Annotated in this window: 18 protein-coding genes; 13 read left to right on the top strand and 5 right to left on the bottom strand. The window is 72.8% G+C overall.

Annotated elements, in window-relative coordinates:
- The first annotated feature begins 43 nt into the window (after positions 1-43).
- Entirely contained in the window at positions 44-1561 is a 1518-nt protein-coding gene (locus ASG28_RS12450) for a glycosyltransferase family 39 protein (protein ID WP_055975604.1), read from the top strand.
- 3 nt (positions 1562-1564) lie between these two features.
- Here ASG28_RS12450 and ddaH read toward each other — a convergent pair whose 3' ends face one another.
- Entirely contained in the window at positions 1565-2443 is an 879-nt protein-coding gene (ddaH, locus tag ASG28_RS12455; protein WP_342212040.1) for a dimethylargininase, read from the bottom strand.
- Positions 2444-2545: 102 nt separating this feature from the next.
- On the opposite strand from ddaH, the gene ASG28_RS12460 reads away from it, so the two are divergent.
- Positions 2546-2983 (top strand): Lrp/AsnC family transcriptional regulator, encoded by a 438-nt coding sequence (locus ASG28_RS12460; RefSeq protein WP_043593232.1) that lies wholly within the window; start codon positions 2546-2548, stop codon positions 2981-2983.
- A 60-nt stretch (positions 2984-3043) separates the two neighbouring features.
- On the opposite strand, the gene ASG28_RS12465 is transcribed toward ASG28_RS12460, so the two are convergent.
- Positions 3044-6694 carry a proline dehydrogenase family protein gene (locus tag ASG28_RS12465; RefSeq protein ID WP_055975607.1) on the bottom strand — a complete coding sequence of 1217 codons (3651 nt, stop codon included), beginning with the start codon at positions 6692-6694 and terminating at the stop codon, positions 3044-3046.
- A gap of 41 nt (positions 6695-6735) precedes the next feature.
- On the opposite strand from ASG28_RS12465, the gene ASG28_RS12470 reads away from it, so the two are divergent.
- Positions 6736-7206 (top strand): MarR family winged helix-turn-helix transcriptional regulator, encoded by a 471-nt coding sequence (locus ASG28_RS12470; protein WP_055975609.1) that lies wholly within the window; start codon positions 6736-6738, stop codon positions 7204-7206.
- Between the two features lie 57 nt (positions 7207-7263).
- On the opposite strand, the gene ASG28_RS12475 is transcribed toward ASG28_RS12470, so the two are convergent.
- A complete protein-coding gene (locus ASG28_RS12475; protein WP_055975612.1) occupies positions 7264-8226 on the bottom strand; it encodes a DNA-3-methyladenine glycosylase family protein in 963 nt (320 codons plus the stop codon).
- 121 nt (positions 8227-8347) lie between these two features.
- Here ASG28_RS12475 and ASG28_RS12480 point away from each other — a divergent pair, with 121 nt between their 5' ends.
- A complete protein-coding gene (locus ASG28_RS12480) occupies positions 8348-9085 on the top strand; it encodes a sugar transferase (protein WP_055975615.1) in 738 nt (245 codons plus the stop codon).
- A 61-nt stretch (positions 9086-9146) separates the two neighbouring features.
- Positions 9147-10157: an LCP family protein gene (locus ASG28_RS12485; protein WP_055975618.1), complete on the top strand. Its 1011-nt coding sequence runs from the start codon at positions 9147-9149 to the stop codon at positions 10155-10157.
- On the opposite strand, the gene ASG28_RS17070 is transcribed toward ASG28_RS12485, so the two are convergent.
- On the bottom strand, positions 10138-11526 hold the full coding sequence (locus ASG28_RS17070) for a GntR family transcriptional regulator (RefSeq protein ID WP_055975621.1): 1389 nt from the start codon (positions 11524-11526) through the stop codon (positions 10138-10140). The genes ASG28_RS12485 and ASG28_RS17070 overlap by 20 nt on opposite strands.
- Positions 11527-11625: 99 nt before the next feature.
- Here ASG28_RS17070 and trhO point away from each other — a divergent pair, with 99 nt between their 5' ends.
- Positions 11626-12519, top strand: coding sequence for an oxygen-dependent tRNA uridine(34) hydroxylase TrhO (trhO, locus tag ASG28_RS12495; RefSeq protein ID WP_055975623.1), 894 nt, complete (start codon positions 11626-11628; stop codon positions 12517-12519).
- Between the two features lie 74 nt (positions 12520-12593).
- A complete protein-coding gene (locus tag ASG28_RS12500) occupies positions 12594-13079 on the top strand; it encodes a pyridoxamine 5'-phosphate oxidase family protein (RefSeq protein ID WP_055975626.1) in 486 nt (161 codons plus the stop codon).
- Positions 13080-13178: 99 nt separating this feature from the next.
- Here ASG28_RS12500 and ASG28_RS12505 read toward each other — a convergent pair whose 3' ends face one another.
- Complete coding sequence (locus tag ASG28_RS12505; RefSeq protein ID WP_157485720.1) at positions 13179-13862, bottom strand: hypothetical protein; 684 nt, start codon at positions 13860-13862, stop codon at positions 13179-13181.
- Positions 13863-14005: 143 nt separating this feature from the next.
- Between ASG28_RS12505 and ASG28_RS12510 the strand changes: the two genes are divergently transcribed.
- The 6 genes from ASG28_RS12510 (at position 14006) to ASG28_RS12535 (ending at position 19820) form a co-directional block, all read left to right on the top strand.
- Positions 14006-15031 (top strand): 6-phosphofructokinase, encoded by a 1026-nt coding sequence (locus tag ASG28_RS12510; protein WP_043596536.1) that lies wholly within the window; start codon positions 14006-14008, stop codon positions 15029-15031.
- A 183-nt stretch (positions 15032-15214) separates the two neighbouring features.
- Complete coding sequence (locus ASG28_RS12515; protein WP_055975632.1) at positions 15215-15724, top strand: hypothetical protein; 510 nt, start codon at positions 15215-15217, stop codon at positions 15722-15724.
- An 11-nt stretch (positions 15725-15735) separates the two neighbouring features.
- On the top strand, positions 15736-17133 hold the full coding sequence (locus ASG28_RS12520; RefSeq protein WP_055975635.1) for an SPFH domain-containing protein: 1398 nt from the start codon (positions 15736-15738) through the stop codon (positions 17131-17133).
- Between the two features lie 54 nt (positions 17134-17187).
- Complete coding sequence (locus ASG28_RS12525) at positions 17188-18168, top strand: MDR family oxidoreductase (protein WP_055975636.1); 981 nt, start codon at positions 17188-17190, stop codon at positions 18166-18168.
- A gap of 150 nt (positions 18169-18318) precedes the next feature.
- Positions 18319-19008, top strand: coding sequence for a GntR family transcriptional regulator (locus tag ASG28_RS12530; protein WP_055975640.1), 690 nt, complete (start codon positions 18319-18321; stop codon positions 19006-19008).
- Positions 19005-19820, top strand: coding sequence for an ABC transporter ATP-binding protein (locus ASG28_RS12535; RefSeq protein ID WP_235477786.1), 816 nt, complete (start codon positions 19005-19007; stop codon positions 19818-19820). Before ASG28_RS12530 ends, ASG28_RS12535 begins: the two co-directional genes overlap by 4 nt.
- The last annotated feature ends 97 nt before the right edge of the window (positions 19821-19917 follow it).

Consider the following 19917-nt stretch of genomic DNA (forward strand, 5'->3'; position numbering starts at 1 on the left):
GGCACCGCGGTGCGGCCGTGAGCCGGCACGGCAGGACGGCCGCGTGAGCATCGGACACGACCCGGCGGTCGTCTCCCTCCGCAGCCGCTGGCTCGACCCGCTCGTCGCCGGCCTCGCGGCTCTGCTGCTCGGTGCCGCGTTCAGCTGGGTGCCCTCGTACTGGAGCGACGAGGCGACGACGCTGCAGGTGGCGCGCCTTCCCCTCGGCGAGTTGCTGGCGTTCGTCCACCAGCGCGACGCGGTGCACACGGTCTACTACCTCGTCATGCACTTCTGGGTCGGCGCCTTCGGTGAGGCCGAGGTGGCCACGAGGTTCCCGTCGGCCGTCTTCGTCGGGGCCGGCGCCGCCGGGGTGCTCGTCCTGACGCGCATGCTGACCACCCGGCGTACGGCCCTGCTGGCCGCCGCCCTCTTCGCGGTGCTGCCCCGCTTCACGCTCGAGGCCGCCGAAGCCCGTCCCTACGCACTCTCGGCCGCACTGGCCGTCTGGGTGACCGTGCTGCTGCTCGTGGCGTCCCGGCGTCACCGCCGACGCTGGTGGATCGGGTACGGCGCGGTCCTCGCCGGGTCGATCGCGACCTTCGTCCCCCTCGGCCTGATCATCGTGGTGCACGGCGTCTTCCTGCTGTTGGCGCCGGCACAGCGCCGACGTCGGGGAGCCCGCCACCGCCTCCTCGGCTGGTCCGTCTCGACCGGGGCGGCCTTGTTCGTGACCTCGCCGGTGATCGGGACGGTCCTCGCCGAGCGCTCGCGCCTCCTGGGGGTGGCCGACCCCTCGACGGGCGCCGACGTCACCTGGTGGACGGTCCTGGTCGAACCGTGGTTCGTCACGGGCCTGGCCTTCGCCGTCGTGTCGGCGGTCCTGCTCATCCTGCTCGGCACCCGCCTGCGTGACCGCTCGCGGACGCCGGGCAGCGTGGTGTTGCTCGGCGCGCTCTGGGTCGCGCTGCCCGCCGGGCTGCTGCTCGCGTTGGGGCTCGTCCTGTCGCCCGTGTACACGTCGAGACTCGTGACCTTCTCGGCACCGGGCATGTGCCTGCTGCTGGCCGTGGCCGTCACCGGGTTCCGACGGCGCTGGATCAGCATCGCCCTCGTCGCCCTGCTGGTGGCGGCCTCGGTCCCGACGTACGTGCTGCAACGGCTGCCGACCGGCAAGGGGGGCGGCAGCGACCTCTCCCAGCTCTCGAGCTACATCGAGAGCCAGGCCCGCCCGGGCGACGCGTTCCTGCTCGACGCGACCGGCACCGTGTCGACGCGACCCCGCCAGGCGATCTACGCCTACCCGGAGCGCTTCGCCGAGCTCGACGATGTCGCCTTCGTGCGGTCGGGGCTGCCGTCGGGCTCGTACTCGGACGTCACCCTGCGTCTCGACGACGAGGACGACGCCGTCGAGCTGGCCGACCGGCTGTCGTCGGTCAACCGCCTGTGGATCGCACGACTCTCGGTCGACGTCCTCAGCGAGGCCGACCTGCGCCAGCTGCGCGACGAGGGGTACGAGATCCGGCAGGAGCACCGCACCGGACGCAGCGTCGTCTACCTCTTCGCGCGGCCGCCGGGCTGACGCTCAGCGACGCAGCTCGAGGGTGCAGCACTTGACGCCACCGCCGCCGAGCAGCAGCTCGGAGAGGTCGACGCCGATCGGGTTGTAGCCGCGCTCGCGCAGCTGACGCTCGAAGCCGGTCGCCCGGGCGGCGATCACGACGTTGTAGCCGTCCGAGTACGAGTTGAGGCCGAGGATGGCCGCGTCCTCCTCGCTGACGAGGATCGCGTCGGGGAAGCGCTGCCGCAGGATCGCGAGCGAGGCGTCGTCGAAGGCGCTCTCGAGGTACGCGATGGTGTGACGGCCGTCCACCGGCTCGGGGTCGAGCACGGCGATGGCGGTGTCGAGGTGGTAGAAGCTCGGGTTCACGAGGGTGAGGCTGACGACCTCGCGCCCGAAGACGCGACCGATCTCGTCGTGCGAACTCGAGTCGCTGCGGAAGCCCGTGCCGGCCAGGATGACGTCGCCGACCAGCAGGAAGTCCCCCTCGCCCTCGTTGGTCTCGGCGGGCTCGGCCACCTCGAAGCCGGCCGAGGCGAACCAGCGCATGTAGGCCGGGCCCTCGGCCTGGCGCTCGGGGTAGGTGAAGCGCGCACCGTACGCGACGCCGTCGAGGACGAAGCCGCCGTTGGCCGCGTAGACCATGTCCGGCAGGCCCTCTTCGGGGTCGATAAGCTCGACGTCGAATCCGAGTCCGACATAGGTGTCGTAGAGGGTCTGCCACTGGGCCAGCGCCAACGAGGTGTCGGTCGGCTGGGTGGGGTCCATCCACGGGTTGATCTTGTAGCTGACGGTGAAGTGCTCCGGTCGGCACATCAAGATGGTCCGGTGGCTCGCCACACGGGCGGCGTCCCGTCGGGCGGTCGCGTCGGGCAGGTCGGAAGGTTCGATCGTCAGGCTCACCGGATCAGTGTCACATCGCCGGCGCGCACGAGGCCGGGCTCTCACGCAACATTCTTGCGTATTTGTCAGCTTTGGTGCAGTTTTCCCGCGTAGCATGCCTTCGTGGACAATCTCGACTACGGCATCATCGACCTCCTGCGCCAGAACGCCCGTGCCGGGTACGGCGACATCGGCGCCTCGGTCGGCCTCAGTGCCTCGGCGGTCAAACGTCGCGTCGACCGTCTCGTCGCCGACGGGGTGATCAAGGGCTTCACCGTGCAGGTCGACCCCGCCGTCGACGGGCTCGGCACCGAGGCCTACGTCGAGCTGTTCTGCCGCGGCACCGTCTCGCCCCAAGAACTGCAGCGCATCCTCGGCACGGTGCCCGAGGTCGTCGACGCCGGCACGGTGACCGGCAGTGCCGACGCCATCGTCCACATGCGCAGCCGCGACATCCCGTCGCTCGAGGAAGCCCTCGAGCGCGTCCGCAACGCCCCGAACGTCGACCACACGCGCAGCGCGATCGTGCTGTCGAAACTCATCAGCCGCCGCTCGGCCTGACGACGGCCTGACGACGGCCTGACGGCGGGCCGCGGGCGGCCGGTGGGCGGCCGGTCGCGGTCAGAGCCGCAGGTCGGCCAGCGCGGGGTCGAGGCGGCCGTACCGGTGCGCCGTCAGCGAGACGGACTGCTCGCGCACGAACGCCAGCAGTTCGATCCGCCCCTCTTCGGTCACCTCGCCCGAGAAGATCGTCACGTCGGGGCTGCCCTGCAGCGCCCGGGCCACTGCGGCGGGGTCTCCGCCGATCAGCCGGATGCGCAGGCCGCGGTAGGCGGCGACCGCCTCGGGTGACGGGGCCGGTCTCGAGTCGTCGACGCGCGCCTCGTCGGTGGCGGCCCGCTCGCCCCCGGCGGCCTCCGCCAGCAGGTCGAGCACGTCCGGGCCGGTCGCCTCGGCCGTGGTGCCCTGCAACGCCCCCGCGGCGGCCCGCGCGACGAACGCCTCGTCGCTCTCGACGACGACGTCGCGCACGCGCACCGGGGACGAGGAGGCGCGCCACAGGTGCACGAGACCCGCCGGCAACGGCACGGCCGAGCTGATGGCCAGGGTCGACCCCGCCCGCGCACCGGCGGCGACGAGCCGGACGAGCGCCGACGGATCGGCCCCGGAGGAGAGTCGCACCGTCACGGGGTGCGGTCGGTAGCGCAGCACGTTGCGCTCGACCACGAGGCCGGTGACGTCGCGGGCCAACCCGAACTCGGACTGCCAGGCGCGCTGGTCGCTCTCGACGGCCGTGCGGAGCGAGTCGAACTGCTCGAACGACAAGGTGGGTCGGGCCGCGTCGACCAGGCGGGTGACCCCCTCGGAGACGTCGTGCAGGCGCAGCGAGGGGCGCGGGTCGTGGGGCCGGTGGCGCCAGGCCCCCTGGCCGATCAGGGCGTTCGGGCCACCGGGCTTGAGGCCCCGACCGATCGCCCGTCGACCCCACCCGCCGGTGGGCCGGCGGCGCACCCGCGCGCCCGTCGTCGGACCGCCGACGACGAGGTCGCCCGCCCGCACGGTGTGCAGCCATTCGTCGATCTCGTCGACGTCGAGGGAGTGCAGGCCCGCCACGTCGCCGCCGCTCTCGGCGTTCTGCACCGCGACCGCCTCGGCGAGGGTCTCGACGGTGACGATGCCGACGACGGGGACCCCGTGCGTGCTCGAGGCGAAGGCACCCCGGGGGTCGACACCGTCGCGCACGCCCGGTGAGCAGAGGGCCCCGGCCGCGTCGAGGGGACGCGGCTCGAGCAGCCAGGTCTCGCCGGGGCCGAGCACGGTCAGGGCGTCGAGCTCGGACCCGGTCGGGGCGGAGGCGAGCGGCCCCATCACGGTGGCGACGTCGTCGGCCGGACCGACGACGACCGCCTCGAAGGCCTCGCGCAGCAGGCGGCGGAACGTCTCGCCGTGACCGACGGAACCGACGGCGAGCACGAGGTCGAGGGCGCCGTGGCCGCGGCCGGCGTGGTCGACGACGCTCGCGACGACGTCGGCGGCGGCGAGCTCGAGGTCGGCCGAGGGGGTGACAACGAGCGAGGTGACCCCCCGGGTCCGCACGGCGAGGTCGAGGTCGGGGCGCGCGTCGCGGAGGCCGACGGCCGTCTCGACCGGCGCGTGGCCGACGACCCGGTCGACCACGGGGTGCGTCAGCAGGGCCCGTTCGTGGTCGGGGTCGTCGGCGACGACCAGGGCCAGGAGCGAGTCGGGGACGCCGACCGCCCAGAGCGCTTCCGCGACGACGGCGACCGCCCGCCGCCGGCCGGGGGGCAGGTGGACGACGACCGCGCTGCCGGCGCCGAACGCCGCGAGCACCCCCTCGACCGTGCTGGCGACGGGTGTGACGAGGTCGGGCACGACGACCGTCAGCCGCGGGGGCCGGTGCTCGGCCGTGTCGACGGTCGCGAGGTCGCGGGTCAGGATCGCCAGCCGGTGGGCCGAGTCGACGGCCGCGCCGACCTCGTGGTCGGCCTCGGACAGGGTCGAGCCGGACTCGCTGACGGACACCTCGACGAGGCGCGAGCGCCGCAGGGCGAGCTCTCGGCCCGCGAGGTCGAGCAGCTCGGCGCGGGTCTCGGGGTCTTGGCCGCCCCAGGCCGCCCCGGCCGAGGAGGCGCGGGTCACCAGCGCCTCGAGGGCTGCGTCGTCGAGGGCCGCGTCGTCGAGGGCTCCGTCGTCGAAGGCTCCGTCCCCGGAGGACGCGGCCCCGAGGGAGGGGGCCGCGTCGGCGGTCTCGACGCCGGCGACCGACCGACGGGCGCGCCCGAGCACACCCCGGGCCCACCGGCGGTTGCCGTCGAGCGAGGGATCGGTGTCGGCCTCGGCCGCGAAGTCGACGACGTGGTCGGGACCCTCGTCTAGCGGCCCGGACCGGTCTCGTCGCCGCCGGGGCACGGAGGGCAGCTCGGCCACGGTCGCGACGGCGCGGTCGTGCCGACGAGCCTCGCGGGCGAACGCGGCCTCGTGGTCGACGTCGAGGGTGCTCGAGAGGAATCCCTCGGGGTCGGCGAGCGCGTCCAGCCGGCCCACCAGGTGTCGCACGGCGGAGTCGAACTCGCCGGAGACGATCACCGGCGCCTGGAGGACGAGCGAACCGAGCTCGGAGCGGACGACCTCGGCGAGACCGGGCGCGGACCCCAGCCACATCTCGACGTCGAGCAGGTGGTCGGTGCCGTGGCGACGGGCGACCGTGACGGCATGGGCCAGGTCGAAGACGTCGTGACCCGCGAGTCCGACCCGGGCGACCGCGGCGTTCTCGGGCCTCAGGGCGAACTCGACCAGCCGGAGGTGGCTGGCGTCGGTCTCGTGCTTGGCCTCGAAGGTGACGACGGGCCAGTCGTGCAGGCGGGCGTCGACGATCTCGTCGCGGCGTGACCCGCCCTTCACCAGCCGGACCGAGATCGGGGCGCCGCCCCGATCGACACGGTCCCGGGCCCAGTCGGTGAGCAGCCGCAGCGAGTCGAGCGCCTCGGGGACGTACGACTGGACGACGATGCCCGCCGTGACGGACTCGAGCCCGGGTCGGTCGAGCAGTCGCGTGAAGACGTCGATCGTCAGGTCGACGTCGGCGTGCCGGTCGACGCCGAGGGTGAGGAGGGTGCCCGTCGACGCCGCGAGCTCGAGCAGGGGCCCGAGCCTCGACTCAGCCAGGTCGCTCGTCTCGTCGAAGGACCAGGGCGAGGTCGGACCGACGAGCTCGCGGACGGTCGTCGTGACGCGCTCGACGTCGGGCCGCTCGATCAGGGCCCGGACCGCGGCGACCCGCCGCTCGGCCTGGGTCGGCCCCGACACCACGGGCCCCCAGGCGGTCAGGTCGAGCCGGACGCCGTCGCCCCGCAGTCCGGCGAGGGCCTGCGTGAGCTTCTCGGGTGGTGCGTCGACGAGCAGGTGCCCGACCATGTGGCGCAGCGTCCGCCGCGCGACCGGCATGATCGGCTTGGGTGCGAGCGGACCGAATCCCCCGCCGAACGAGATCGCCGCCCGCAGGTGCCAGGGCAGCAGGGCCGGCGTGCGTCGGCTGAGCGAGTCGAGTGCGGACGCGGCCGCACGGTCGTCTTCGGGTCGGACGACGCGGTCGGCGAAGTCGCGGGCGAAGTCGAGCCCGCGGGGGTCGCGCAGCACCTCGGTCAGACGGGCGGCCGGACCCTGCACCGGGACGGCACGCGCGGCGTCCCACCAGCGGCGGGCTGTCTCGACGGTCTGCTGCGTGACTTCGTCGGCGTGCACATCGGACATGGGTCGAGGATATGCCGCGCCACCGTCCCTACACTGGGCGAATGGCCGACGAACTCACCGACGAGGAGTGGGTCGTCTGGGACTCCTTCTACGTCATGAGACGACGTCTCGACCGTGCCCTCGAGGTCCGCCTGCAGAGCGATTCGGGCGTCTCCGCACCCGAGTACGAGATCCTCGTCGGCCTGGGCAGGAGCAGCGACCGACGCTCGCGCGTGCGCGACATCGCCGAGCAGATCGGCTGGGAGAAGAGCCGGGTCAGCCACCAGGTCACGCGCATGGAACGCCGCGGGCTGGTGCGCCGCACCGAGTGCGCGTCCGATGCGCGCGGCACCTGGGTCGAACTGACGCCTGACGGCCGCCGGGCCATGCTCGCCGCCACCCGGGGCCACACGGCCGCGATCAAGAGGTACTTCGCCGACGTGCTCGGGGCGGACGCCGAGGTCGTCCAGGCGTTCTCGGGTCGCGTGCTCGAGGCGATCGGCACGGACGCGTCACCCGACCCGCACGGCTGACCCGCGCCTCCTCGGCGTCCCGTCGCGGAGGCGCGGCCACCTCGGCCGGCGACCGCGTCAGTGGAAGCGGTGGTCCTGGATGGTCATGCGCGGCCCGAACCTCGGCTTCGAGAACCCGCTGCCCGTGATCAGCCGCATGACGCGTTCACGGTGGCCACGCCACGGCTCGAGCAGCTCGAGCATGCCGTCGTCGTCGACGGGACGACCGATGAGCGCCCACCCGACCACGGCGGGGAGGTGGTAGTCGCCCACGCTGGGGCTGTCGGGGTCGCCGTGCGCACGCTGGGTCGTCTCGGCGGCGGTCCAGACGCCCACGCCGGGGATCGACCGGAGGCGCGTCGCGACCTCGTCGCCACCCCGACCGACGGCGAGCGTGCGCTCGAGCGCGGGTGCCACCGCGCAGACCCTCATGACGGTCGCCGACCGCTGCGGACCGACGCCCGCCTTGTGCCACTCCCAGCTCGGGATGCGACGCCAGCCCTGGGCGTCCGGCGGCACGACGAGCCCCTCGGGTGCCGGACCGGGCGCCGGCGTGCCGTGACGACGAACGAGTTGCCGCCACGCGCGCCAGGCCTCGACGCTCGTGACCTTCTGCTCGAGGATCGCCGGGACGACGGCCTGCAGCACGAGGTTGGTACGCGTCAGGCGGAGCCCCGGCTGCCGCCGACGGGCGTCGGCGAGGAACGCGTTCGTCGTGACGTCGAGCCCCGACCAGTCGTCACCGCGGCCGAGCAGCTCGGGCACGTGCTCGACCGCCCAGGCGGCACCCGGCCCCCACGCGTCGGCGCGGACGGACGAGGAGGCGCGACTCGCGGACACGCACAGCGTCGCCTCGCCTGCCGGGGTGCGCAGGGCGAGCCACGTCCGGTCGCCGTCGACCCGGAACGAGGGGTCACCCGAGCCGCGGCTCAGCGGCCGCAGGGTGGCCCGGACGTCGACCGGGCGTGCCGACGAGTAGACGGTGCCGAGCCGTCGGTCGTCCGCGTCGGGAGCGACGTCCGCGCGCTCGAGCTGGTCCATGTCGCGATCGTAGACGCTCCTGCCGACAACCCCTCTTGCGTCATTGCTCATTTCTGTGTGATATTTTATGCGTCGGCCGTTCGCCGCCCGCGCATGAGACGAGAGACACCGAGCAGACCCGATGACGATCACCACGAGACCCCTGTCCGCCCCCTCGGGCACCCGCATCCCCTCCTCCGCGCCCGGCCGACCGAACCGCCACCACCAGGGCGACGCCCATGGTCCGGACGTCGCCCCGACGACTCCCCCCGTCCGCCGGGCCGCCGCTCGTCGGGCCAAGCGGGCGATCGACGTCGTCGGGGCCCTCGCCGCGCTGACCACCCTCGCTCCGGCGCTCGCCCTCGTCGCCCTGGCGGTGCGGCTCGACAGCCGGGGCCCGGTCTTCTACCGCCAAGAACGCTGTGGCCTCGACGGCCAGACCTTCGAGATGCTGAAGTTCCGGTCGATGCAGGACTCCGCTCGGGCCGTCACGATCCTCCCCGAGACGAACGACGCCGACGGGCCGCTCTTCAAGCTCCGCGCCGATCCTCGAGTGACCCGGGTCGGCCGCGTGCTCCGCAGGCACTCGCTCGACGAACTGCCGCAGCTGGTCAACGTGCTGCGGGGCGAGATGAGCCTGGTCGGGCCGCGCCCGGCCCTGCCGAGAGAGGTCGCCCAGTACTGCAGCCGCGCCCGTGAGCGGTTGACGGTGCTGCCCGGGCTGACCGGGCCGTGGCAGGTCGGCGGTCGCTCCGACCTCGACTGGGACGCCGGGCTCGACCTCGATCTCGGCTACGTCCACGACTGGACGCCGACGACCGATGCGCGGCTGCTCGTCCAGACCGTCGGTGCCGTCGTCCGACCCTCCGGCGCCTACTGAACGAGACGCGGCACGCGTCCCCGAACCCGATCGCCGACCAGCCCTCCGACGCGGAGCCACCATGACCGACCACCGTGCCCGCAGACGACGTCGATCGTTCTTCCGACGTCATCGCCTCGCCATGACGAGCCTGCTCGTGCTGACCGGCCTCGTGATCGCAGGGGGTGGGGCCCTCGCGATCTTCGGTGTCACGACGATCCGATCGGCCGAGAACGCACTCGACGACGTCGGCGCCCTGACCGACTACGCCGGCCGTCCCGCCCCCGCACCCGACGGGTCGGTGAACCTGCTGCTCCTCGGGTCGGACAGCCGCGCACCCGTCGACGAACTCGATCTCGCCGACTCGGGGCCACAACGGGCGGACACGATCATGGTCGCCCACATCGCCGCGGACCGTCACTCCGTCGACCTGATGTCGATCCCTCGTGACACCTGGGTCGAGGTGCCGGGCCACGGCCCGGCGAAGATCAACGCCGCCCTGGCCTGGGGCGGTGTCCCCCTCCAGACGCGGACGGTCGAGGCGTTGACGGGCGCCCGCATCGACCACGCCGCCGTCGTCGACTTCGGCGGCGTCGAATCGATCGTCTCGACGCTCGGAGCCGTGACCGTGCAGAACGAGGTGGAGTTCCGTCGAGGGGACCGCGTCTTCGCCGAGGGGTCCATCACGCTGGACGGTCCGAGCGCGCTCGAGTTCGTGCGCGAGCGGTACGCCTTCGCCGACGGCGACTTCCAGCGCATGCGCAACCAACAAGCTCTGGTCGCCGGCATCGCCGACCGTCTGGTGAGCACACGCACCCTGACCGACCCGGCGCGCGTCTCGGCCTTCGTCGAGACCTCCGCCGGTCACGTCGGCGTGGACAGCTCGTGGACCACGGGCGACATGATCGGCCTCGGCCTCTCGTTGAGGCAGCTCCGACCGGCCGACGTGACGTCGTTGACGATGCCCGTCTCGGGCACCGGCACGTCGCCGGACGGGCAGTCGATCGTCGTCGTCGACGACCCGATGCTCGACGACCTCCGCCGCGCGTTCGCCGACGACGACCTGGGGACGCTCAGCCCCCCTGCGGGCTGAGCGAGCGGATCAGGGCTGCCGCGGCAGGGCCCAAGCCGCCGCCCGGCGCGTCGGGCGACGCGCATGCGGCACTCGAGAACGTCCGCCACGAGCCCGGTGGCAGTCCGAAGCCGCACGAGATCAGGCCGTGGGCGAGACGAGGCTCGAGGATGTCGAGCTCGCGCGACAGCGCCGGTGATCCGTGCACCGAAGCGAGTCGCCTGATCGTGGCGCCGAGGCAGGTCACCGTCGTCAGGGTCGCCGGGGACCCCTCGGACCTCGTCGCGACGGGAAGCAGACGGCTCGTCGCCGCCGCGATCTCGGCCCTGTCGGCGCGACGGTTCGTCGAATGCCGATCGGCCGACCACGACACGAGTCGTGCGTACAGATCGCGGGCCGCGACGACGTCGGCGACGTCGGGGCGAGCGACCCGCGTGTAGCGGTTCGGAGCCATGTCGACGAGCCCCCTCTCGTCCAGCCGCTCGAGAGCGAAGCGGATGGGCGTCCGCGAGACGCCCAACCAGGTGGTGAGTTCGTCGTCGGCGAGCCTCTCGTCGGGCACCAGGGTGCCGTCCAGGATCGCGACCAGGATCATGCGGTAGACGTCGTCGCTGAGGCGTGGTCGGACGAGGGTCGCACGGGCACTCGCCCTCGCGACGTCGTTGCCCCGGGCGAGGACGCCACGGCCCTCGGTGGTGGCGGAGGCCTCGCACGAGTCCGACGGCCCGGCCCGCTGGACGTCGGGCGGGACGAGCCGCGAGGTGACCCGGGCACACGCCGCGGCCGCGGCGTCGACCAGCCCGCTGCCGAGCGCGCGGCGAACGTCGACGAGCTCGTCGGCGACGACACCGAGGTCGTCGGCGGAAAGCTCTCGGAGATGGAGACGCAAGGGCAGCGACAGGCGTTGCGCGTGCCGGACGACGAGGCGGCCGAACGGGTGGTCGTCGACGGCCGACCACACCGCCGCCCAGGAGTCACCGACCCCCTCGACGGAACCGTCCGCCGACGACGAACAGGCGCGGCTGGCATCGACGAGGCCCGTCAGGCGACGCCCGAGCTCGGATCGTTCGTCGAGGCCCGCCGAGGCCACGACGGCCGCCAGCAGAGCGCACCCCACCGCCAGGAGATCGACGGCGACCTCGCGGCGAGGGACCGTGACGCTCGTCGCCCGCCTGGCCGATGTCTCGGCCAGCTGCACCTGCTCGAGCTTCGCGATGGCGACACGGATGGGCGTCCGCGAGACACCGAGCCACGTCTCGCACTCGGCGTCCCGCAGACGTTCACCCGGTCGCAGCGTGCCGTCGAGGATCGCCCCGACGAGGTGCTCGAAGACGGCGTCTTTCTGCAGGCGCCGAGGGATGACCGGGCGGGCGGGAGTGGGGACGGGCATCGTCGCCTTTCGTCGATGTCTGGCATTCCAGGCATCAGCATAAGGCATACATGCCTCAGGCGTACGGCGCTCCCGAAGGCTCGCCCGTAGGATCTCCTGGTGGCGACCCCGAAGATCGTTCTGTTCTATGCCTTCACCCCGCTGGGCGATCCCGAGGCGATGCGTCTCTGGCAGCGCGACCTCGCCGAGTCCCTCCACCTGCGCGGGCGCGTGCTCGTGTCCCACCAGGGCCTCAACGGCACGCTCGGCGGCGACCTGCCCGACGTCAAGCGGTGGCTCAAGAAGACCCGGCAGCATCCGGCCCTGGCCGGGCTCGACGTGAAATGGGCCGAGGGCAGGGGTGACGACTTCCCCCGCCTGTCGGTCAAGGTGCGCGACGAGATCGTGACCTTCGGCGCCCCCGACGAACTGCAGGTCGACGAGTCCGGCGTGGTGGGCACGGGCGAGCGGCTCTCCCCCGACGAACTCCACGAACTCGTCGAGCGCGAGCAGGTCACCTTCTTCGACGGACGCAACGAGTACGAGTCGCGCATCGGCCGGTTCCGAGGCGCCGTGGTGCCCGACGTGGCCACCACCCGCGACTTCGTGGCCGAACTCGACAGCGGGCGCTACGACCACCTCAAGGACGAGCCCGTCGTCACCTACTGCACGGGTGGCGTGCGCTGCGAGGTGCTGTCGTCCCTCATGACGGCCCGCGGTTTCTCGCGGGTCTACCAACTCGACGGCGGTGTCGTGCGGTACGGCGAGCGCTTCGGCGACGACGGCCTGTGGGACGGTTCGCTCTACGTCTTCGACGGTCGCGGCTCGGTCGAGTTCAGCGACCACGCGGCCGTGATCGGTCGTTGCGAGGTCTGCGGCACCGCGACCAGTCGCATGCAGAACTGCGTCGACGTGCAGTGCCGAGAGCAACTGGTCGCCTGCGAGGGGTGCGGCGCACGAGGCGACGTGACCTGCGACCGGCACCGCGCCTCCTCGGCGGTGACCGCCGGCTGACCATCGGCGCGGTGACCGTCGACGTGCCTCCGGCGCTGTGACCGTCCTCGAGCCTCCGGCGTAGGGTCCCCGGCATGACTGAGACCAACGACACCAAGAAGATCGGCGAGGTCCTCGACGCGGGCCGCATCGGCATCCTCACCACGCAGAGCAGCCACGGCCACCTCGTGAGCCGGCCCCTCGCGCTCGTCGACCGCGACTTCGACGGCAAGGTGTACTTCTTCACGCGCGACCCCTCTCCGAAGGTCGACGACGTCAAGGCGCACCCCCAGGTGAACGTGGCCGTCGAGACCGGAAAGGGCTACCTGTCGCTCGCGGGCCGGGCGTCGATCGTCAAGGACTCCGCGCTCGTCGACGAACTGTGGACGACCGGCGCCGAGGCCTGGTTCGACCAGGGCCGCGACGACCCGAGCGTCGCCCTCCTCGAGGTCGACGTCGACACGGCCGAGTACTGGATCAGCAACGAGCCGAAGGCCGTCACCCTCTTCAAGTACGCCAAGGCGGCCGTCACCGGCGGGCACCCGAAGAACGTCGCCGACACGGGCACCGTCTCGCTCTAGCCGAGGAGGCGCGGCGCGGGTCGTCCACGACGGCCCGCGCCGCCGACTTCCCGCGTCCGGTGTCGGCCCGCGTCGGGCACCGGCCGGGGGCCGCCCGGGTCACTCGCAGGTGACGGTCTGGCCGTTGGCGTTCACGTAGTCGCCGGGCCCGAGCTGGGCGCACGCCGTCGCGAGTTGCGAGAAGTAGTCGAGTGCCGCGATGGCGTACGCGAGGCCCAGGACGATGAAAATCGAGGCGATCACCATGCCGGTCAGGGCGAGGGTGGCCGGCCGACCGGCGGACCGGGCGCGTCGCGCGGCCACGATGCCGAAGACCAGGCCGAGGGGCGCGAAGAAGACGCCGAAGACGATCGACGCGATCGCGAGACCGCGACCCTCGTCGTCGGTGCGGGGCGGCGCCGACGACCAGTCGTCGTCGGCGGGGAAGAAGTACGAGCCGAGGCCGGCGTTCTCGGGCCGGGCGTCGGTCGTGGACCCGGTGGCCTGTGCGGCCCCGGGGGCCGGCGCCCAGACCTGACGACCGTCGGAGTCCCACGTGGCCGCGGCGGTCTGCTGGACGCCGGGCTGCTGCCCGCCCGCCTGGGGGAAGAACGCCTGCTGAGCGACGGGCTGCTGCGGGGCACCGGAGTGGTCGAACGGCCAGCCGTGGTCGGCCGCGGCCGCCTCGGGGTGCACCGGCCGAGGGGGGCCGAACGGGAACTCGCCCCGGTCGGGCTCTGTCGGCGTCGGCCGGGCGAAGCGTGCCCACGGCGACGGCGGACGCCCCGGCTGCTCGTTGCTCATGCAGGCGAGGGTAGTACGGCCGCCTGCGCGACCGGGCAGGGGGGCGACCGGCCCCGTGGACAGGTGCCGCGCCTCCTCGTGGTCCATGATGGGTCTCGACCTCGGCCCGTCGATCGGGCCCTTCGATGCGATGGAGCCCCTCGATGCGAATCGGAATCCTCACCAGCGGTGGCGACTGCCCCGGTCTCAACGCGGTCATCCGCGGCGCCGTGCTCAAGGGCACGCAGATCCACGGACAAGAGTTCGTCGGTTTCCGCGACGGCTGGCGCGGGGTCGTCGACGGCGACGTGATGCCCCTCACCCGCAAAGAGATCCAGGGCATCGCGAAGCAGGGCGGCACGATCCTCGGGACGAGTCGCACGAACCCGTTCGAGGGCGACGGCGGCGTCGACCGCATCGCCGAGAACATGGAGCGCTTCGGCATCGACGCCATGATCGCCATCGGCGGCGAGGGCACCCTGGCCGCGGCCAAGCGGCTGACGGACGCCGGGCTCAAGATCGTCGGCGTGCCCAAGACCGTCGACAACGACCTCGGCGCGACCGACTACACCTTCGGCTTCGACACCGCGGTCCAGATCGCCACCGACGCCATGGACCGCCTGCGCACCACGGGCGACTCGCACAGCCGCTGCATGGTCGCCGAGGTCATGGGCCGGCACGTGGGGTGGATCGCCCTCCACTCGGGCATGGCTGCGGGTGCCCACGCGATCCTCATCCCCGAGCAGGCGACGAGCATGGACCAGATCGTCGAGTGGGTTCAGTCGGCCTACGACCGGGGGCGCGCACCGCTGGTGGTCGTCGCCGAGGGCTTCGTGCCCGACCACGAGAGCGACGTGCACTCCGAGCGCGGCCTGGACGCCTTCGGCCGCCCGCGCCTCGGCGGCATCGGCGAGCGCCTCGCCCCCGTCATCGAGGAGCGCACGGGCATCGAGACCCGCGCCACGACGCTGGGGCACATCCAGCGCGGCGGTACGCCCACGTCCTACGACCGCGTGCTCGCCACGCGACTCGGCATGGCGGCGAGCGACGCGGTGGTCGAGGGACGCTGGGGTCGCATGGTCGCCCTGCGCGGCACCGAGATCGTCCACGTCTCGTTCGAGGAGGCCCTCGACAGCCTCAAGGTCGTCCCGCAGAACCGCTACGACGAGGCCGCGATCCTCTTCGGCTGACGGGAGCGGGGGCGGGCAGGTCGTGGGCGGGGCAGCCAGGTCGTGGGCAGGGGCGGGCAAGTCGTGGGCGGGGTCCCCGTGGACCCGTCGTCGGCTCGTCCCCAGGGCCGGCCACCTCGTCGTCACCCCCGGGTCCGTCGCGCAGGCGATGTGCACCCGGCCGGACTCTGACAGGCTCGGCACATGATCACGTTCATCGTGGTGGGGGCGATCGGACTCCTGCTCCTGCTCGTCAGCATCGTCGTGGGCGACCTGCTCGACGTCTTCGACGTCGGTGACGGGCTCGTCTCGGGCGTCGCCCTGGGCGCTGCCCTGGCCATCTTCGGGCTCGCCGGGGTCGTCACGTCGCAGACCGACCTCGCGGCGGGGTGGACGTACGCCGTCGCCGTCGGCATGGCGCTCGTCGCCCTCGTGCTGATCCAGCTCGTCGTCCGCCGCGTGACCCGCCGCGAGAGCGGCGGCCACTGGTCACCCGTCGGGTTCGTCGGCGTCACGACCGAGGCCACCGGCCCGGCCGGCGGCGAGGTGCGACTCGACGACGTCCGCGAGCTCGAGCGTCGGCTCGCGACCAGTGACGCACGCATCGAGCGCGGCGTCCGCGTCCGCGTCGTGGCCGAGAACGGCCCGCGCGTGCAGGTCGAGGCGCTCGACGCCGGCGAGGCCTCCGTGTCACGTGATCCCCGGACCAACTGAAAGGAAGCCCTGTGGACTTCATATCCTCGAACGTCAGCGTCGTCGCCATCGTCGTCGCCGTCGTCATCGTGCTCGCCCTGCTGTCGTTCGTCGCCAGCCGCGTCCGCCGCGTCCCGCCGAACGAGGCGCTGATCGTGGTCGGCCGTGGTGCCGAACGCTCCGAGGGCGGGGGCATCTCCAGCCCGCAGAAGGTCATCATCGGTGGCCGCACCTTCGTCTGGCCGATCTTCCAAGAGGGCTTCAAGCTGTCGCTCGAGCAGTACCAGACCCCGGTCGAGGTGCAGGCGATCGACGCCAACTACATCCGCACCGCGGTCAAGGCGACGGTCAACTTCAAGGTGACCGGCACCGAAGACGGGGTGCGTCGCGCCGCCCAGCGCTACCTGTTGCAGCAGCAGCAGCTCCCCGTCATCGTGCAGCAGTCGCTCGAGGGGTCGATCCGCGGCCTCATCGGTGGCCAGCCGGTCGACGACCTGGTCAAGAACTTCTCGCGCCTCGCGGCCGACGCCGTGAACGAGACGAAGGGCGAGCTCGCCGAGCTCGGCCTCCAGATCGAGACGATGAACATCCGCGAGATCGAGACGCCGGGCAGCACGTACCTGGCCGACCGCGGGCGTGCCGAGGCCGCCGTCGCCAAGCAGAACGCCGACGTCGCCGAGGCCGAGGCCGAGCGCATCGCCGCACTGGCCCGCATCGGCAACACCCAGCAGACGGCCGAGCGCCAGCTGCAGCTCGACGTGCGCCAGGCCCAGATCAAGGCCGAGACCGACCGGGCACAGGCCGAGGCCGCCGCCGCCGGCGAGCTCGCCCGGGCCATGCAAGACAAGCTGGTCGCCGAACAAGAGAGCATCGCCGTCGCCGAGCAGGCCAAGGTCAACCAGGAGCGACTCAACATCGAGGTCCGTCAGCCCGCCGAGGCCGCGGCCTACGCGTCCGTGCAGAACGCCGAGGCCGAGCGCGACGCGGCCAACGCGGCCGTCGAGGCCGAGGCGTTCCGCCGCACCCAGCTCGCCGACGCCGCCCGCAACGCGGCCGAGAACGAGGCCGCGGCCGTCGAGGCCGCCGGTCGGGCCGAAGCCGCGGCGATCAAGGCCAAGGGTCTCGCCGAGGCCGAGGCGGTCGATGCCCTGGCCGAGGCGCAGGGCAAGTTCGGCCAGGCGGCGCTCGCGTCGCAGGTCATCTCGCGCCTGCCCGAGATCGCCCGCGAGATGGCGGCCCCGATGGGCAACATCGACGCCCTGACGGTGGTGTCGACCGACGGCGCCAACGAGCTGACCAAGTCCGTCGCCAACAACATGACGCAGCTGCAGGACGTCGTGAAGGCCACGACGGGGCTCGACCTCGTCAGCGCGCTGGGCGGCTTCCTCGGGGGCAAGGCCGGGGCGTCCGGCCCCGTCGATCGCGCCTGACCTCGCCTGGCCTCGCCTGGCCTCGCCTGATCGCGCCCGCGTAGCCTCGGTCGCATGCGTGCGATCGTCGTCGAGAAGGGCAGGGCCGTCGAGCTGAGAGAGCTCGACGAACCGGTCGCCGAGCCGGGTGACGTCGTCGTCGACGTCACCTGGTCCGGCATCAACTACAAGGACGGGCTCGCCCTGCGCGGCGACCCCGGGGTCGCCCGGGTCGACCCGCTCGTGCCCGGCATCGACCTGGTCGGCGTCGTGGCGTCCTCGGGCTCGTCACGCTTCGCACCGGGCGACGAGGTGCTCGTCAACGGTGCCGGCCACGGCGAGACCAGGCCCGGCGGCTTCGCCGAACGGGTCGTGATCGACCCCGACAGCGCCGTGCTGCTCCCCCGCGGCATCGACGGCCGACGCGCCGCCGCCATCGGCACGGCGGGTTTCACGGCGATGCTCAGCGTCCTCCGGCTCGAACGCGACGTCGGCCCGGACGACGGCGACGTCGTGGTGACCGGGGCGGCCGGAGGCGTCGGGTCGGTGGCGATCGCGGTGCTGAGCCGCCTCGGGTACTCGGTCAGCGCCTCCTCGGGTCGCGTCACCGAGCAGGGCGACTACCTCCGCTCGCTCGGGGCCTCCACCCTGATCGACCGCGACGAGCTGTCCGGCGCGGGCAAGCCGATGCAGCGGGCCCGCTGGGCCGGCGGCGTCGACTCGGTCGGCAGCCACACCCTCGCCACCGTCCTGGCCCAGACCCGCTGGGGCGGCACCGTGACGGCCTGCGGGCTCGCCCAGGGCGCCGACCTCCCGACGACGGTGCTGCCGTTCATCCTGCGAGGGGTGACCCTGGCCGGCGTGAACTCGGTCGAGGCGCCCCTCGAGCTGCGGCAGCACGCCTGGGACCGGCTGGCGCGAGACCTCGACCTCGACCTGCTCGACTCGATGACCGACGAGGTCGCCCTGGCCGACGTGGTGGATGCCGGCGAGGCGATCCTGGCGGGTCGGACCCGCGGCCGGACGGTCGTGCGCGTCGGCGGATCGCGAATCTAGAACTCCGGATCACCCATACGTACTCAGCCCACGGGTTTATGCTCGACATGTCGGCGACCGGTTCAGGGCCGGGTCGACGAACCCGACCGACCGCGGTGCCCCGCACCGTCGACCGTCGCCACCCATCCGCACACACGACGGAGGCCCCCGATGCCGATCCCCCAGAACGACGACCAGACGCCCGCTCCCCGCCGCCTGCTGCGCGACGTCGTCTACGACAAGATGTTCGCCGCGATCATCGACGGCACCCTCGAGTTCGGCGAGCGTCTGAACGACGACCAGCTGGTCGCCTGGCTCGGCGTCTCCCGCACACCCGTCCGCGAGGCCATCGCCAAGCTCGCCGACCAGGCCCTGGTCGACATCGAGGCCAACCGCTACACGCGCATCGTCGACCCGTCCTACGGCGAGTTCGTCGACACCGTCGACGTCGGTTACGCCGTCTGGTCGCTCTTCGTCGAGCGGGCCGTGCCCAAGCTCGACAAGGCTCAGCGTGCCGAGGTCGTCGGCCTGCTCGACACCCGGGCCAAGGCCTTCAAGGCGAAGAAGGAAGAAGACATCGCGGGCCTCGTGCGGGCCAACGAGATCCTGTTGGCCGCGGCCGACAGCGAGTCGTTGACGCGCCTGTGGTCGAACACCGGCCCGCGCCTCCTGCTGCTGCTGCGTCGCCCGTCGGCGAACGGCATCTTCGACTACCCGCAGGCGCACGCCTTCACCGTGGCGTTCCGTGACGCCGTCAAGGCCGACGACGCCGCGGCGGCCGCCGCCGCCGTGCGCGAGCAGCCCGCACGCCTGCAGGGCCTGTTCGACCAGGTACGCGAGGCGGGCATCTACCGCGCGTGACCTCAGCCCCCTCCGCGTCCGCCCCGGTGCCGCCCGTGCTCGACGTCGTCGACGCGCGGGTGACCCGGGGCGGTCGTGATCTGCTGCACGACGTGTCGCTGCGCGTCGACGCCGGCCAGCACTGGGCGCTGATCGGCCCCAACGGAGCCGGCAAGACCACACTGCTGACCTTGTGCGGGGCGCTCGGCCACCCAACCGCGGGCACGGTCGACGTCCTCGGCCGCCGTCTCGGACGCGTCGAGCTGAGCGAGCTGCGCCGCCACATCGGCCACGTCGATCCCCGGCACCGCATGGTGGGCGACAACACCGTGCGCGAGGTCGTGCTGACCGGCTTCACGGGCAGCAGCGACCCGGTGCCCCGCTGGGCGCCCGGCGACGAGCAGGAGGCGCGGGTCGTCGACCTCGTCGCGAGCGTCGGCCTCTCGTCCCGCCTCTCGGCACGGTGGAGCGTGCTGTCCCAGGGCGAACGCGGTCGGGCACTGATCGCCCGCGCCCTGGTCTCGGAGCCGGCCCTGCTGCTGCTCGACGAACCGGCGACGGGACTCGACGTCGCGGCGCGGGAACACCTGCTCGACACCGTCGACGAGCTGCGCACGGCCCACCCCGGGATGGCCTCGGTCACCGTGACGCACCATCTCGAGGACCTGCCGAGCAGCACGTCGCACGCGCTGCTGCTGCGCGACGGCGAGGTCTTCGCCACCGGCCCGGCCGACGAGGTGCTGACGTCCGACCTCGTGTCGGGCGCGTTCGACCACCCGCTCGTCATCGATCGGGCCGACGGTCGCTGGTCGGCCCGCGCCCGCCGCCGCTGAGCCGCCCGGTGCATCACGGCGCCACGCGTAGCCGCTGCCGGAGCGCCCGCCGCCGGCCCACCCGGCCAGCCGGTCACCCCGCCACCCCGCCACCCCG

Origin of the sequence: Frigoribacterium sp. Leaf415, from assembly GCF_001424645.1 — a bacterium.
Taxonomy (GTDB): domain Bacteria; phylum Actinomycetota; class Actinomycetes; order Actinomycetales; family Microbacteriaceae; genus Frigoribacterium.